A 13,827-nucleotide genomic window follows, 5' to 3' on the forward strand; every position below is an offset into this window, starting at 1 on the left:
GAATCCTATCGGGTCGGATGCGGGACGGGCGCGGGCAGCGGCATGCGCAACCTGAGCGCGGCGTGGCGCCGGCCGGCGAATTCGCGCGGCTCGCCGGCCTCGTCCGCAATGGTAAAGCCGAGCCGCTGCGCCAGGGCGATGGCGGCGCGGTTGGCGGCCAGGGTATCGGCCACCAGCTCGCGGCAGCCGAGACGGGCGGCAAAATCGAACAGCGCCTGCGCAGCTTCGGCGGCATAGCCGTGGCCCCACCAGGCCTCGCCCAGCTCGCAGCCGAACGACATGCGGCCCGGCTCGACCGTACGGATGCCGCAGGAGCCGAGCAGCGTGCCGTCGTCGCGCCGCGTGACGGCCAGTTGCCAGTGGCAGCGCGGCACGGCCGCCTGCTGCTCGACGAACAGCGCGAGCAGCCGGTGGCTGAACGCTTCGCGGGTCTCCTCGGCCGGGTAGAGCCGGCCGAACTCCGCGCCCTGGCGCAGCGCCGCGTAGGCTGCCGCGTCGGCGGCGACGAAGTCGCGCAGCGCCAGGCGTTCGGTGAACAGCGGCAGCATGCTCAGAAGCTGTGCTCGGGCGTCGGGAAGCTGCGCGCCTTGACCGCCTGCACATAGCTCTCGATCGCGCCCTGGATGCTGGCTGCGCCCTGCATGAAGTTCTTCACGAAGCGCGCCTTCTTGCCCGGGTAGACGCCGAGCATGTCGTACACCACCAGCACCTGGCCGTCGACGTCGAGGCCGGCGCCGATGCCGATGGTCGGCACCGTGAGACTCTCGGTGATGTCGCGCGCCAGCGTGGCCGGCACCATCTCCATCAGCACCAGCGCGGCGCCGGCGGCCTCGAGCGCGAGCGCGTCGCGACGCAGCTTGTCGGCGCCGTCCTCGCTCTTGCCCTGCACCTTGAAGCCGCCGAACACGTGCACCGACTGCGGCGTGAGGCCGATATGGGCGCACACCGGGATGCCGCGCTCGACCAGGAAGGACACCGTGTCGGCCATGAAGGCGCCGCCCTCGAGCTTGACCATCTCGGCGCCGGCCGCCATCAGCCGGGCCGAGGCCTCGAAGGCCTGCTGCGGGCTCTGCTGGTAGGCGCCGAACGGCAGGTCGGCCAGCACCATGGCCTGCTTGGCCTGCCGCGCCACGCAGCGGGTGTGGTAGACCATCTGGTCGAGCGTGACCGGCAGCGTCGAGCTCTCGCCCTGGATGACCATGCCGGCCGAATCGCCGACCAGCAGGACGTCCACGCCGGCATCGGCCATCAGGCTGGCGAAGCTCGCGTCGTAGCAGGTCAGCATGGCGATCTTCTGGCCGTCCTGCTTGAGCTTCTGGAGGGTGGAGACAGTGATTTTCATGGCGGGGGTCCGTTCTGCCTGCGCCTGCCGGCGGCCAGCGGCGGATCGCACCGGCACGGCCTCGGAAGGAACAAGTCGAGCGCTTGCTTTGTTGTGGGAAGTGGGCGAAGGATGCGCGCATCCGCGCACGGGATCAACCGTACCGGCAGCCGGCGGACCACTGCCGCTCCGACGCGGCGCAACGATAGCCCAAACCCGGCGCCGCGCTCAACCGGGGAGGCGCGTCCGTCGGGCTTCGCTGCGCTCGGGCCAAGCTACGGCGCATCACCACTCGGTAGATGGGTAGACCAATCGGCAGAAGCAGCTTCAGCCGCGAATCGTCGGCAGCGACAGCTCGGCCATTCGCGGCTGAAGCCGCTCCTACATGTGGTCGCACTCGCGACATAAGCGCAACGCCGCGCCTGGCTGCAGAGACCACGGAGAGCTGACGAGCGTCAGCGAGGCCCTCCTCGCCGCAGGCGAGGGGGAGGAAGAAATCAAGGGTCGCCGCTGTACGAGCCCCCTCGAGCCAGGAACGCCCGGCTCCGCCGGGCGCCGCACCACCGCCCATCCCATGTGTCGAAGGCCGGGACATCGTCAAAAGCGATCACGAGCGTCAGCGAGGCTCCCTCGCCTCAGGCGAGGGCGGGGGAGTGGGAAGAAATCAGGGATCGCCGTTGTACGAGCCCCACGGACGACAAACGCCCGGCTTTGCCGGGCGCCGCTCCGCACTCCGCCCCCACACCGAAGGCCGAGCTCTCTCAAAGGCGATACACAGCCACCACCTGCTGCATCGCACCGGCCAGCTTCTGCAGCTCGGCCGACAGCGCCGTGCCGCGTTCGGCGGCGCGGCTGTTCTCCTCGGCCATCTGCGCCACCCGCTCGACCTGGCCGGCGATGGCATTGCTGGCGGTGCTCTGCTCGCGCAGCGCGGCAGCGATCTCGCCGACCAGGGTGCTGCTCTGCTCGGCGCTGCCGGCGATGCGCTCGATCGCGTCGCGCGTGCCGACGCCCTCGCTCACGCCGCTGCGCACCGAATCGACCACCCGCGCCATGCGCGCCGACACCTGGGCCGAGCGCTGCTGGATCACCTCGACCATGCCGGCGATCTCGACCGTCGAGCCGGCGGTGCGCTCGGCCAGCTTGCGCACTTCATCGGCCACCACCGCAAAGCCGCGGCCCTGCTCGCCGGCCCGGGCCGCCTCGATGGCGGCATTGAGCGCCAGCAGGTTGGTCTGATCGGCCACCTCCTTGATCACGCCGACCACCGCGCCGATCTGGCGGCCGCTGGCCTCGAGCTGTTCGAGCTCGCCGGCGGCCTCGTCGACGATGGCGGCGATCGACTCGATGCGGCGTACCGTGCCGACCACCGAGTCGCGCCCGGCCAGCGCCAGCGAGCCGGCCTCGGAAGTGAGCTGCTTGGCCTCGCCGGTGCGATCCGACACGTGGTTGATGCTGACGGTGACCTGCTCGACGCTGGCCGCCATGGTCGAGGAGGCATCGCTCTGCGCCTGCGAGCCTTCCGACACCTGCTGCGACGAGCCGGCCAGCTCGACCGAGGCGTTGGCCAGCCGCTCGGCGTCGCCGCGGATGGTGCCGAGCCCTTCGCGCAGCCGCTCGATCAGGCCGTTGAAGGCGCGCAGCAGGTCGGACAATTCATCCTGGCCCTTGACCGCGATGGTGCGCGACAGGTCGAGCTCGCGCGCCACCCGGCTCACCTCGCGGCTGGCCAGGCGGGTGGTGCCGATCACCTTGGCGTAGGTGGTGAAGGCGACCCAGGCCAGCACCACGGTGGTCAGCACCACCAGCGAGACCGTCAGCGCCAGCGCCGAGCGGTAGTCGGCGGCGGCCTGCCGGGTGTACTGCTCGGTCCACTTGTGGTTGTACTCGGTGTGCGCGGCCAGCGTTCCGAGCGCCTTGGCGGCGATCGGCTTGAGCGTCTTGGCCGAGAATTCGAGCGCCTCGGCCTGGCCGCCGCGCGACAGCTCGAACATGCGCGGCAGCAGCGCGAAGTAGGCGCCCACCGCCTCGCGGTCGGCCGCCAGCAGGCGGCGATCCTCTTCTTCGTCGGCCCAGGCCTCGTAGTCCTTGAACGCCTGGTCGACCTGCGCCCGCTTGGCGGCGATGTCCTGCTCCATCTCGCCCTTGGCCGCCGCGTCGGTATTGAGGATGTGGTAGAGCACGTCGGTACGGATCAGCATGAACGACTGCTGGGCTCGCTCGAGCGCGAGCAGGCTGGGCACCACGTTGTCGCCCATGTCCTCGATCACCTCGCGCGACTTGAGCAGCTGCCACAGGCCGTTGGCGCTGGCCAGCCACATGCCGGCCAGGGCGACGACGATCAGCAGGACGAGTCGATGGGATATACGCTGCAGCATGATGAGGCTCCATCCGGTTCTGGTGCACAGCTGATTAGCTGAACGAAAATTCGAGAATATAAAGCTCAGCTTCCATGTGGAGGAGCGCGTCCACGGATACCGCGGGCCCTTCCCTTGCAGGTCGGCCGACCTTGCCTCCTATCCTCCTGCCCAATCCCGCTCGGAGCGTGACGCCAGGCGCCGGCGACGCCGCCGACGAATGGCCGCCCTGTTCTAATCCTTGCTGGGCGCTGGATCATTCTAGAAGAGCGCGTACCCAAGATGGGGAAAGCTATATTCCTACCGATGCTGCGTGGCAATACCCCCCTGGCGACCGAGGGCAGGCTCGGTAGGCCGCACGGTAAGCCCCATCCTCCTCCCAGCCTCCCCCTTGAAGGGGGAGGAGCCGATCCGCTGAGACTTGCGCGTAGAAAGTCCGGGATAAAACACGAATCGATTTAAAACCACGAGCGAGCGACAGCGAGGCTCCCTCGCCCCAGGCGAGGGCGGGGGAGTGGGGAGAAATCAGGGATGAAGCCGAGGTCGAGCACTCACGGAAAGCAAACGCCCGGCTTCGCCGGGCGCCGCACCACTGATTCAATCGAGCTCGGAGGGCCGAGCAAACCCCTCAGGCTTTATTAAAGTACTCGCGCGAACCCCGCATCCCCTCGATGCGGCGCAGCAGCAGCCGGAAATCGTCCTCGTTCTCCACCAGGTTCAGGTGCTCGGTGTTGACGATCAGCAGCGGCGCCTCGGTGTAGTCGTAGAAGAAGCGGCTGTAGCGGTCGGCCAGGCTGCGCAGGTAGGGCTCGCCGATGCGCGACTCGTAGTCGCGGCTGCGCTGGCGCACGCGGTCGATCAGGGTGTCGAGGTCGGCCTGCAGGTAGATCACCAGGTCCGGCGTCGGCGCGCGCACGCGCAGGTGGCGGTAGATGTCGGAATAGAGCCGGAATTCGTCGTCGCCGAGCGTCATCTCGGCGAACAGCGGATCCTTGTCGAACAGGAAGTCGGCCACCGTCTGGCCGCCGAACAGGTCGATCTGGGTCAGGCTCTCGACCTGCTCGACGCGCTGGAACAGGAAGGACAATTGAGTCGGCAGCGCGTAGCGCGACATGTCCTGGTAGAACTTGGGCAGGAAGGGGATCGCGTCAGGATTCTCGAGCAGCAGGTTGGCCGCCAGGTGTTCGCCGAGCTTCCTCGCCAGCGTGGTCTTGCCGACCCCGATCGGACCTTCGACGACGATATAACGGTAACGCTCCAAGCCCATCGAACCACTCCGTTTCAGCGCACGCGCGGCGGCGCAGGTGTCGATCGTACGGTCCGGGCAGGCCGGACCTCAGTCATTGCGGAAGCCGGGCCAGGTCGTCGGCCGCCAGCCGCGCCGCCAGCGCCGCGACCAGGCCACGGCCGGGCAGTGCCAGCCCGGGCGCGATCTCGGCCAGCGGCACCAGCACGAAGGCGCGTTCGTGCATGCGCGGATGCGGCACGGTCAGGCGGTCGTCATGAATCTCGACCTGGCCGTACAGCAGCAGGTCCAGGTCGAGCGTACGCGGCGCGTTGCGGAAGCTGCGCTGGCGGCCGAACTCGTGCTCGATCGCCAGCAGGCCGTCGAGCACTTCATGTGGCGCCAGCTCGGTATCGATGGCCGCCACCGCGTTGACGAAATCGGGCTGGTCGAGATAGCCGACCGGCGCGCTGCGGTACAGCGCCGAGCAGGCCGCCAGCGTGGTGCCGGGCAGGCCGGCCAGCGCCGCCATGGCGGCCGTCACGGTCGCGCCGGCGTCGCCGAGGTTGGCGCCGAGGCCGATATAGGCGCGCACGCTCACTGGCCGTCGTCCGCCGCGGACGCGTCGCCCTGCTTGGCGCCGCTGCGGCGACGGCGGCGCTTCTTGGTGGCGTCGCCGGCCTGCGGCCGCAGCAGCATCGCTTCGCGCGCCTGGCTGTCGGCATCCTGGAAGGCGGTCCACCAGTCGGCCAGCTCCTGCTCGCATTCGCCCACGCTGGCGCGCAGGCAGAGGAAGTCGTAGCCGGCGCGGAAGCGCGGATGCTCGAGCAGGCGGAACGGCTTGATCCCGCTGCGCTGCTCGAAGCGCGGCTGCAGGGTCCAGATTTCCTTCATCGCGGTGCCGTAGCGGCGCGGGATGGCGAGCTTCTCCTCCTGCACCGCCTCGACCTCGTCGATCGCCGAGAACAGCGCCAGCATCGGCTTCTCGCCGGCCGCCTTGCGCTTGTCCCAGTTGTCGAGCACCTCGAGCCACAGCAGCGCGGCGAACACGTAGCCGGCCGAGACCGGCTTGTCCTCGCGGATGCGGCGGTCGGTGTTCTCCAGCGCGGTACGCAGGAAGGCCTCGCCGTGCGGCGCCTTCATCATCTTGTCCAAGAGCGGGAAGAAGCCGTGGTGCAGGCCCTCGTCGCGCAGCTGCATCAGGCAGGCCCAGCTCTGGCCGCTGAACAGCAGCTTGAGCATCTCGTCGAACAGCCGCGCGGCCGGCACGTTCTCGAGCAGCTTGGCCAGCTCGCGGATCGGCTTGCGCGTCTCGCTCTCGATGGCGAGGCCGAGCTTGGCCGCCAGCCGCACCGCGCGCAGCATGCGCACCGGGTCTTCGCGGTAGCGGGTGATCGGCGCGCCGATCATCGCCAGGCGCTTCTTCTCGATGTCCTCGACGCCGCCGTGATAGTCGATGATCTCTTCGCGCGCCGGGTCGTAGAACAGCGCGTTGACGGTGAAGTCGCGCCGCTTGGCGTCGTCTTCCTGGCTGCCCCAGGTGTTGTCGCGGATGATGCGGCCCGACTCGTCGGTCAGCGCCTCGCCCGAGCCGCGGAAGGTCGACACCTCGACCACTTCCTCGCCGTACAGCACGTGGACCAGGCGGAAGCGCCGGCCGATGATGCGCGAGCGGCGGAACACCTTGTGCACGTCCTCGGGCGTGGCGTTGGTGGCCACGTCGAAGTCCTTGGGATGCTTGCCGAGCAAGAGGTCGCGCACCGCGCCGCCGACGATGAAGGCCTCGAAACCGGCCTCCTGCAGGCGGTCGGTGGTCTTGAGCGCGAAGGAAGGCAGTTGCGAGCGGCTGATGCCGTGACGCTTGGCCGGGATCACCACGCGGCCGCCGCCGTGGCGCTTCTTGAGCTTGAGCACGCGGCCGATCAGTTTGCGAATCATGTTCTTAGGCGGGAAGTTTGCTGCTGAGGAAGCGCCGATTATAGCCGCATGCGCCCGCCGATATCGCACCGGCGGTGGTCGGCAGGGGAACTTCCCGTCGCCGGCGCGCGTCACGCTGGTTCCGGCCGCATCGCCAGGGGCGGCGGCCGTCCCGTTAAAATGGTCCGGACAAGCCATCCGATCCATATCAAAATCCGGCCCGAGCCGGAACAACCGGCCGGACCCGGCCAGCCGCCGACAGCTGGACCGGGATCCAAGCCCGCATAAGTTCGATCCATTCCCGGAGGAATACCCATGCCCCTGATCCGCTATCGACTCTTGAACGTATTCGCCGAGGAAACCTTCGGCGGCAACCCGCTGGCCGTGATCGAGGACGGCTCGATGCTGTCCGACGCCGAGATGCAGCTGGTGGCGCGCCAGTTCAACCTGTCCGAGACCACCTTCCTGCTGCCCTCGGAGGAGGCCGCCGCACGCGTGCGCATCTTCACGCCGGGCTACGAGATGCCGTTCGCCGGCCATCCCACGCTGGGCAGCGCCCAGGTGGTGCGCGACCTGCTCGAGGCCGGCGACCGCTTCAAGCTCGAGATGCAGGCCGGCCTGATCCCGGTGGCCGCCGACGGCGACCGCTGGACGCTGGCCGCCAACCCGCCCGAGCACCGGCCGATGGAGGCCGCGCCGGCCGAGCTGGCCGCCATGCTGGGCCTGCCGGCCGAGGCGATCGCCGGCCAGCCGCTGTGGGTCAGCTGCGGCAACGAGCAGGCGATGATCCCGCTGGCCAGCGTCGAGCAGGTGCACGCCTGCCGGCCCGACCCGGCGCTGCTCAAGCGCTACGCGGTCAACCACACCGGCAAGCCCAAGGCCTATGTGTTCGCGCGGACCGACGAAGGCTTCGAGGCGCGCTTCTTCTGGACGCCCGACGCCGGCCTCGGCGAGGACCCGGGCACCGGTTCGGCCGCCGCCAACCTGGGCGGCTGGTGGCTGGCGACGCAGGCCGAGAAGCCGCTCGACGCGGTGATCCGCCAGGGCACGGCGATGGGCCGGCCCAATGTGCTGAGCCTGCGCGTGGACGGCAGCGGCATCCGCGTCGGCGGCCGGGTGGTCGAACTGGGCCGCGGCGTGCTGCGCTGGTAGGAAACGTTCGGCCGCCAATATGGCGGCCGAATCACACAGGCTTTGTAGGTCGGGCTTTATGCCCGACAGCGACCTCGATCAGCGGCGCTGTCGGGCATAAAGCCCGACCTACGATCGCTTCCGGATCTCAATCCGCCAGCCGGCGCCGGAACACCAGCCGGTTCTCGTCCCGGCCGACTCGTCGAGCCGATAGCCCTCCAGATCGAAGCCGCGCAGGCCGTCGACCGTGTCGATGCGCCGCGTCAGCGCGTAGCGCGCCATCAGGCCGCGGGCGCGCTTGGCGAAGAAGCTGATGATCTTGTAGCGGCCGCCCTTCCAGTCCTCGAACGCGCACTCCACCAGCCGGGCCTCGAGCTTCTTCGGCTTCACCGCCTTGAAGTATTCGTCGCTGGCCAGGTTGACCAGCACCGGCGGCCGCTTGCGCGCCAGCTCGGCGTTGAGCGCCGCGGTGATGCTGTCGCCCCAGAAAGCGTACAGGCTGGCGCCGGCCGGGTTCTCCAGTCGGGTGCCCATCTCGAGCCGGTAGGGCTGCATGCGGTCGAGCGGCCGCAGCACGCCGTAGAGGCCGGACAGGATGCGCAGGTGCTCCTGCGCGTAGTCGAGCGTGGCGGCATCGAGGCTGGCGGCGTCGAGCCCCTCGTAGACATCGCCCATGAAGGCCAGCACCGCCTGCTTGCTGTTGGCCGCGGTGAAGCGCGGCGACCAGTGCTGATAGCGCGAGACGTTGAGCGCAGCCAGCGGCTCGGAGATCGACATCAGGCTGCCGATCTCGGCCGGGCTCTTGCGCTTGAGGATCTCGATCAGCTCGGCCGAGCGCTCGACGAAGGCCGGCCGGGTATGGCGCTCGACGTGGGGCGGGGTGTCGTAGTCGAGGGTCTTGGCGGGGGACAGGACGAACAGCATGGGGCGACTCGTGGCGGAAACGGCCGCGATTCTACCGCGCCGCCGGCCGCGATCCGCTCCGCTATAACTATCGAGAAAGCGGCTCGACATCCAACTCCGCGATCCGCCCGGCTGAGCCGGGCGCTTTGGTGCGATGCACATCGACGACTCATCGCCGATTAATTCCACTGCCCCGCACTGGCCGCCACCGGGGTTCCCGCGAAGTCGCAGGGGGGGTGGTCCAGAGGGGATCTCGCTGACGCGAGATGCGTACCTTTTTCCAACAGCCGGGCAGGAAGGCGTGCGTAAGCGCCGCTCCGTCCGGCCGACCAAGCATCCATCCCACCCTGTCCTCCGGAGCATCCCATGGCCCGCCCTGCCCTCGTCGAACCGCTGCTCAAGAGCCTCTACGTGATGGCGGCCATGGTGGAGGCGCGCGACCCGTACACCGGCGGCCACCTGTGGCGGGTGTCGCAGTTCTCGCGGCTGCTGGCGCTCGACCTGGGCCTGCCGGCCGCCGACGTGGCGCGCATCGCGCTCGGCGGCTTCCTGCACGACCTGGGCAAGATCGGCGTGCCCGACGCGGTGCTCAACAAGCGCGACAAGCTCGACGACGCCGAGTACGCGGTGATCCGCACCCATCCCGAGATCGGCATGCGGCTGCTGGCCGGCCATCCACTGGCCCGCCTGGTCGAGGCCGCGGTGGCGATGCACCACGAGACGCCGGACGGCCGCGGCTATCCGGCCGGCCTCCAGGGCGAGGCGATTCCGCTCGACGCGCGCATCGTCGGCCTGACCGATGCCTTCGACGCGATGACCAGCAACCGGCCCTACCGCCGCGGCATGCCGATCGAGCGCGCGCTGGCGATCATCGGCGAGAACCTGGGCAGCCAGTTCGATCGCGCGCTGGGCGAGCGCTTCATCGCGCTCGGCGGCCGCGGCGCGCTGGAACACATCGTCGGCCATACCGAACCCGGCATCCCGCTGTTCGAATGCCCGATGTGCGGCCCGACCATCGTGGTGCGGCGCGGCCAGGCGGCCGGCGAGACGGTGTACTGCCGCGCCTGCGGCAACGAGGCCGAGGTCGAGCGCAGCGGCGGCACGGTGAATGTGCACGGCACCGGCCGGATGGGCGACGCGCGTGCGCTCGAGCCGGAGATCGACGAATTGCTGATCGACGAACTGTCGGCCGAGGCGGGCCGCTACCTGGCCGTCGCCCGGCCGCCGCGCGGGCCGCTGGGGTGGTTGCGCGGAGCGTTGGGCGGGGGCTGACGGGCATTCGCCGTTTGCAGGCTAGAGGGGAGCGGCTTTCCGTCCCGTCTCCCGCGCGCGAAGACTCAACGGCTGCGCTTCCAATAGCTGGTACCCACCCTGAACCACCGCTCCCTCACCCTACCCTCTCCCGGAGGGAGAGGGTGGCGCAGTGAAATGTCGCGGCCAGTCGTCATGCCTGCCTTGCCCGCCGAATTCAAACCGTGTCCCTGCGAGACCGCCCTGTCGTCCCCTCCTCCCGCCGGGAGAGGGTTAGGGTAAGGGAGCGCCCGTCGAACGCCACATAACCGGTCGAGCGTTCTCGCCACGCACGGGAGAGGGGGCTACCAGTGCCAGGCGCCGCCAGGGTGTAGGGACGAGTCCCAAAAAATAGGGCGCGATTCGCATCGCGCCCCTCGGAGTGAGACCCTGATATTCGCTGCCGGGGCAGCGGCGGCATCAGCACCGCCTGCGGAACCGGCCATCCGGCCGGCCCCCGCATTCCTTTCGCCTTCTCGGGCGATTCCGCCCGCTCAGGCGATGCGGTTCTCGCTGGCCGGATCGAACAGCAGCGTGCGCATCGGATCGAGCACCAGCTGCACCTGCTGGCCCGGCAGGCCGGCGCCCTGCGGGTGGCAGCGCGCCACCGCCTTGACGCCGTTGAGCATCACCGTCGCCAGCGTGTCCGGACCGGTCGGCTCGACGATCTCGATCTTCGCTGCGATGGTCTGCAGGTCGGGCTGGTCGCGGTTGGCGCTGGCCGGGTCGGTCAGCTGCTCGGGCCGCACGCCGAGGATCACCTGCTTGCCGACGAAGCCGCGCTGCGCCTCGCTCAGGGGCCGAGCAGCACCTTCTGGCCGTCGAGCGTCACCGTCGCGCGGCCGCCCTCCTCGCCCAGCGTGCAGGGGATGAAGTTCATCGACGGCGAGCCGATGAAGCCGGCGACGTAGAGATTGGCCGGCGTGTCGTAGATCTGCTGCGGCGAGCCGAACTGCTTCACCTCGCCGTCCTTCATCACGGCGATGCGGTCGCCCAGCGTCATCGCCTCGATCTGGTCGTGGGTGACGTAGACGATGGTGGTGCCGAGGCGCTGGTGCAGCAGTTTGATCTCGGTGCGCATCTCGACGCGCAGCTTGGCGTCGAGGTTGGACAAGGGCTCGTCGAACAGGAACAGCGTCGGGTTGCGCGCCAAGGCCCGGCCCATCGCCACGCGCTGGCGCTGGCCGCCCGACAGCTGGCTCGGCTTGCGGTCGAGCAGGTGTTCGATCTGCAGCGTCTTGGCGACGCGGCCGATGATCTCCTCCTGCTCCTTCTTCGGCACCTTGCGGATGTCGAGGCCGAAGGCGATGTTCTTCTTCACGCTCATGTTCGGATAGAGCGCGTAGCTCTGGAACACCATGGCGATGTCGCGATCCTTGGGCGACAGCTTGTTGACCACCTGGTCGCCGATCACGATGTCGCCCGAGCTGATGTCGTCGAGGCCGGCGATCATGTTGAGCAGCGTCGACTTGCCGCAGCCCGACGGCCCGACCAGGATCAGGAACTGGCCCTTGTCGATCTCGATGTCGATGCCCTTGAGGATGTGGGTGTCGCCGTAGCTTTTCTTGACGTTGCGGATGCTGAGTGCGCCCATGTGTCTCTCCTGTTAGGTGTGAGGCGTGAGGGGTGAGGTGCTGACCCCATCCCCCACCCGGCCTCCCCCTTGAAGGGGGAGGAGCGGGGCGCGCCAATTTCGTTCGTCAGTGATCGTCTTTCGTCTCGCGATGCGGCTCCCTCCCCTTCAAGGGGAGGGCTGGGGCGGGGATGGGGTCGACACCTCACCCCTCACGCCTCACCCCTCACACGCCGTCAGCCCTTGACGGCCCCAGCCGTCAGCCCGCGCACGAAATACTTGCCGCCGACCACGTAGACGAACAGCGTCGGCAGCGCCGCGATGATCGCGGCCGCCATGTCCACGTTGTATTGCTTGACCCCGGTGCTGGTGTTGACCAGGTTGTTGAGCGCCACCGTCATCGGCTGGCCCTCGCCCGAGCTGAACACCACGCCGAACAGGAAGTCGTTCCAGATCTGGGTGGTCTGCCAGATGATGCAGACGCCCACCGTGGGGATCGAGATCGGCAGCAGGATCTTGAAGAAGATGCGGAAGAAGCCGGCGCCGTCGATGCGCGCCGCCTTCACCAGTTCGTCCGGCACCGTCACGTAGTAGTTGCGGAAGAACAGCGTGGTGAACTGCAGGCCGTAGATCACGTGCACCAGCACCAGCCGGCCGGTACTGCTCTCGATGCCGGCCATGCCCAGCACCTGGGCCATCGGCAGGATCACCACCTGGAACGGCAGGAAGGTGCCGATCAGCAGCGCCATGAAGAAGGCGTCGGAGCCGCGGAAGCGCCACTTGGACAGCACGTAGCCGTTGAAGGCGCCGACCAGGGTCGAGATCAGCACCGCCGGGATCACCATCTTCAGGCTGTTGGAGAAGTAGCCGCCGACGCCGTTGCAGTCGACCCCGGTGCAGGCCGAACCCCAGGCGGTGCGCCAGGCGTCGAGGTTGAACGCGCCGGGCAGCGACAGCAGGTTGCCGGCGCGGATCTCGTCGAGCGTCTTGAAGCTGGTCGACAACATCACGTACAGCGGCGCGAGATACCACAGCGCCATCAGCACCAGGATCGCGTAGATCACATAGCGGCCGAAGCCGGCGCCGCCGCGCGCGGACGAGGCATGGGCGAGATCAGCCACGGCGCTCCCTCCTCAGTTCGGAATACAGGAAAGGCATCACCACCGCGCAGGCGGTGAACAGCATCATCATCGCACTGGCGGCGCCGAGGCCGAGCTGGCCGCGGGTGAAGCTGTGCTGGTACATGAAGATCGACGGCAGGTCGGTGGCGAAGCCGGGGCCGCCGCCGGTCAGGGCCATCACGAGGTCGAAGCTCTTCACCGCGATGTGGGCCAGGATCATGAAGGCGCTCAGGAACACCGGGCGCAGGCTGGGCACGATGATGCGGGCGTAGATGGTCGGCAGCGAGGCGCCGTCGACCTGGGCCGCCTTGATGATCGAGTCGTCGATGCCGCGCAGGCCGGCCAGGAACAGCGCCATCACAAAGCCCGAAGACTGCCACACGCCGGCGATCACCACCGTGTAGATGGCGTAGTCCGGGTTGACGATCCAGTCGAACACGAAGCCCGAGAAGCCCCAGTCGTGGGCCAGTTTCTCGATGCCGAGGCCGGGATTGAGGATCCACTTCCAGGCGGTGCCGGTGACGATGAAGCTCAGTGCCATCGGGTAGAGGTAGATGGTGCGCAGCGCACCTTCGAAGCGGATCTTCTGATCGAGCAGCACGGCCATGATCAGGCCGACGGCGAGGCTGACGAAGATGAACAGCAGGCCGAACACGGCCAGGTTCTGCATCGAGGCCCACCAGCGCTCGTTGGCGAACAGCGCCTGGTACTGCACCAGGCCGGCCCATTCGTACTTGGGCAGCATGCGCGATTCGGTGAACGAGAGCCAGGCGGTCCAGCCGATGAAGCCGTAGAAGCCGACCAGGCAGGCGATCACCGTGGGGGTGATGACCAGCTTGGGCAGGATCACGTCGGCGAAACGGCCGAGCGAAAATCCCGGCGCGCCTTGACGGGCAGCGGTCATGGCGAATCCTTTGGACGGGGTTGGAATACAGGCGTTATAGACGCCGTGTGACGGACGATACGTCTGGATGCCCGCCGCGGCGCAC

General features: G+C 68.5%; 13 protein-coding genes. 2 read left to right on the forward strand and 11 right to left on the reverse strand.

What is annotated here, in order from left to right; translation table 11 throughout:
- Positions 1-5 precede the first annotated feature (5 nt).
- From H9L41_RS20450 to pcnB, 6 genes are all read right to left on the reverse strand, one after another.
- Positions 6-548, reverse strand: coding sequence for a GNAT family N-acetyltransferase (locus H9L41_RS20450; protein ID WP_028444844.1), 543 nt, complete (start codon positions 546-548; stop codon positions 6-8).
- Between the two features lie 2 nt (positions 549-550).
- Positions 551-1,342, reverse strand: coding sequence for a 3-methyl-2-oxobutanoate hydroxymethyltransferase (panB, locus tag H9L41_RS20455; RefSeq protein WP_028444843.1), 792 nt, complete (start codon positions 1,340-1,342; stop codon positions 551-553).
- A gap of 740 nt (positions 1,343-2,082) precedes the next feature.
- Positions 2,083-3,699 carry a methyl-accepting chemotaxis protein gene (locus H9L41_RS20460; RefSeq protein WP_034606065.1) on the reverse strand — a complete coding sequence of 539 codons (1,617 nt, stop codon included), beginning with the start codon at positions 3,697-3,699 and terminating at the stop codon, positions 2,083-2,085.
- Positions 3,700-4,306: 607 nt separating this feature from the next.
- The gene (locus H9L41_RS20465; RefSeq protein WP_028444841.1) at positions 4,307-4,945 is read right to left on the reverse strand and encodes a deoxynucleoside kinase; all 639 of its coding nucleotides are present in this window, start codon (positions 4,943-4,945) and stop codon (positions 4,307-4,309) included.
- Between the two features lie 73 nt (positions 4,946-5,018).
- Positions 5,019-5,498 (reverse strand): 2-amino-4-hydroxy-6-hydroxymethyldihydropteridine diphosphokinase, encoded by a 480-nt coding sequence (folK, locus tag H9L41_RS20470; protein ID WP_051318785.1) that lies wholly within the window; start codon positions 5,496-5,498, stop codon positions 5,019-5,021.
- A 2-nt stretch (positions 5,499-5,500) separates the two neighbouring features.
- Entirely contained in the window at positions 5,501-6,841 is a 1,341-nt protein-coding gene (gene pcnB / locus H9L41_RS20475; RefSeq protein ID WP_028444839.1) for a polynucleotide adenylyltransferase PcnB, read from the reverse strand.
- A gap of 294 nt (positions 6,842-7,135) precedes the next feature.
- Here pcnB and H9L41_RS20480 point away from each other — a divergent pair, with 294 nt between their 5' ends.
- Positions 7,136-7,972, forward strand: coding sequence for a PhzF family phenazine biosynthesis protein (locus tag H9L41_RS20480; RefSeq protein ID WP_028444838.1), 837 nt, complete (start codon positions 7,136-7,138; stop codon positions 7,970-7,972).
- A 108-nt stretch (positions 7,973-8,080) separates the two neighbouring features.
- On the opposite strand, the gene yaaA is transcribed toward H9L41_RS20480, so the two are convergent.
- Complete coding sequence (yaaA, locus tag H9L41_RS20485; RefSeq protein WP_187523554.1) at positions 8,081-8,875, reverse strand: peroxide stress protein YaaA; 795 nt, start codon at positions 8,873-8,875, stop codon at positions 8,081-8,083.
- 345 nt (positions 8,876-9,220) lie between these two features.
- On the opposite strand from yaaA, the gene H9L41_RS20490 reads away from it, so the two are divergent.
- On the forward strand, positions 9,221-10,126 hold the full coding sequence (locus H9L41_RS20490; protein ID WP_051318717.1) for an HD domain-containing phosphohydrolase: 906 nt from the start codon (positions 9,221-9,223) through the stop codon (positions 10,124-10,126).
- Positions 10,127-10,638: 512 nt separating this feature from the next.
- Here H9L41_RS20490 and H9L41_RS20495 read toward each other — a convergent pair.
- From H9L41_RS20495 to H9L41_RS20510, 4 genes are all read right to left on the reverse strand, one after another.
- The gene (locus tag H9L41_RS20495) at positions 10,639-10,905 is read right to left on the reverse strand and encodes a TOBE domain-containing protein (RefSeq protein ID WP_187523555.1); all 267 of its coding nucleotides are present in this window, start codon (positions 10,903-10,905) and stop codon (positions 10,639-10,641) included.
- Positions 10,906-10,937: 32 nt separating this feature from the next.
- Positions 10,938-11,738 (reverse strand): ABC transporter ATP-binding protein, encoded by an 801-nt coding sequence (locus H9L41_RS20500; protein WP_187523556.1) that lies wholly within the window; start codon positions 11,736-11,738, stop codon positions 10,938-10,940.
- A 215-nt stretch (positions 11,739-11,953) separates the two neighbouring features.
- Positions 11,954-12,838 (reverse strand): carbohydrate ABC transporter permease, encoded by an 885-nt coding sequence (locus H9L41_RS20505; RefSeq protein WP_308417297.1) that lies wholly within the window; start codon positions 12,836-12,838, stop codon positions 11,954-11,956.
- Positions 12,831-13,742, reverse strand: coding sequence for a carbohydrate ABC transporter permease (locus H9L41_RS20510; RefSeq protein WP_028444834.1), 912 nt, complete (start codon positions 13,740-13,742; stop codon positions 12,831-12,833). The genes H9L41_RS20505 and H9L41_RS20510 overlap by 8 nt, the downstream gene beginning before the upstream one ends.
- Positions 13,743-13,827: the final 85 nt, after the last annotated feature.

Source organism: Chitinimonas koreensis (assembly GCF_014353015.1).
GTDB lineage: Bacteria > Pseudomonadota > Gammaproteobacteria > Burkholderiales > Chitinimonadaceae > Chitinimonas > Chitinimonas koreensis.

What these genes read in the sequence shown, in the direction of transcription:
- yaaA (WP_187523554.1), bottom strand. Translation starts at nt 8,875, where the DNA reads ATGCTGTTCGTCCTGTCCCCCGCCAAGACCCTCGACTACGACACCCCG.
- H9L41_RS20510 (WP_028444834.1), bottom strand. Translation starts at nt 13,742, where the DNA reads ATGACCGCTGCCCGTCAAGGCGCGCCGGGATTTTCGCTCGGCCGTTTC.
- panB (WP_028444843.1), bottom strand. Translation starts at nt 1,342, where the DNA reads ATGAAAATCACTGTCTCCACCCTCCAGAAGCTCAAGCAGGACGGCCAG.
- pcnB (WP_028444839.1), bottom strand. Translation starts at nt 6,841, where the DNA reads ATGATTCGCAAACTGATCGGCCGCGTGCTCAAGCTCAAGAAGCGCCAC.
- H9L41_RS20460 (WP_034606065.1), bottom strand. Translation starts at nt 3,699, where the DNA reads ATGCTGCAGCGTATATCCCATCGACTCGTCCTGCTGATCGTCGTCGCC.
- H9L41_RS20500 (WP_187523556.1), bottom strand. Translation starts at nt 11,738, where the DNA reads ATGGGCGCACTCAGCATCCGCAACGTCAAGAAAAGCTACGGCGACACC.
- H9L41_RS20465 (WP_028444841.1), bottom strand. Translation starts at nt 4,945, where the DNA reads ATGGGCTTGGAGCGTTACCGTTATATCGTCGTCGAAGGTCCGATCGGG.
- H9L41_RS20480 (WP_028444838.1), top strand. Translation starts at nt 7,136, where the DNA reads ATGCCCCTGATCCGCTATCGACTCTTGAACGTATTCGCCGAGGAAACC.
- H9L41_RS20450 (WP_028444844.1), bottom strand. Translation starts at nt 548, where the DNA reads ATGCTGCCGCTGTTCACCGAACGCCTGGCGCTGCGCGACTTCGTCGCC.
- H9L41_RS20490 (WP_051318717.1), top strand. Translation starts at nt 9,221, where the DNA reads ATGGCCCGCCCTGCCCTCGTCGAACCGCTGCTCAAGAGCCTCTACGTG.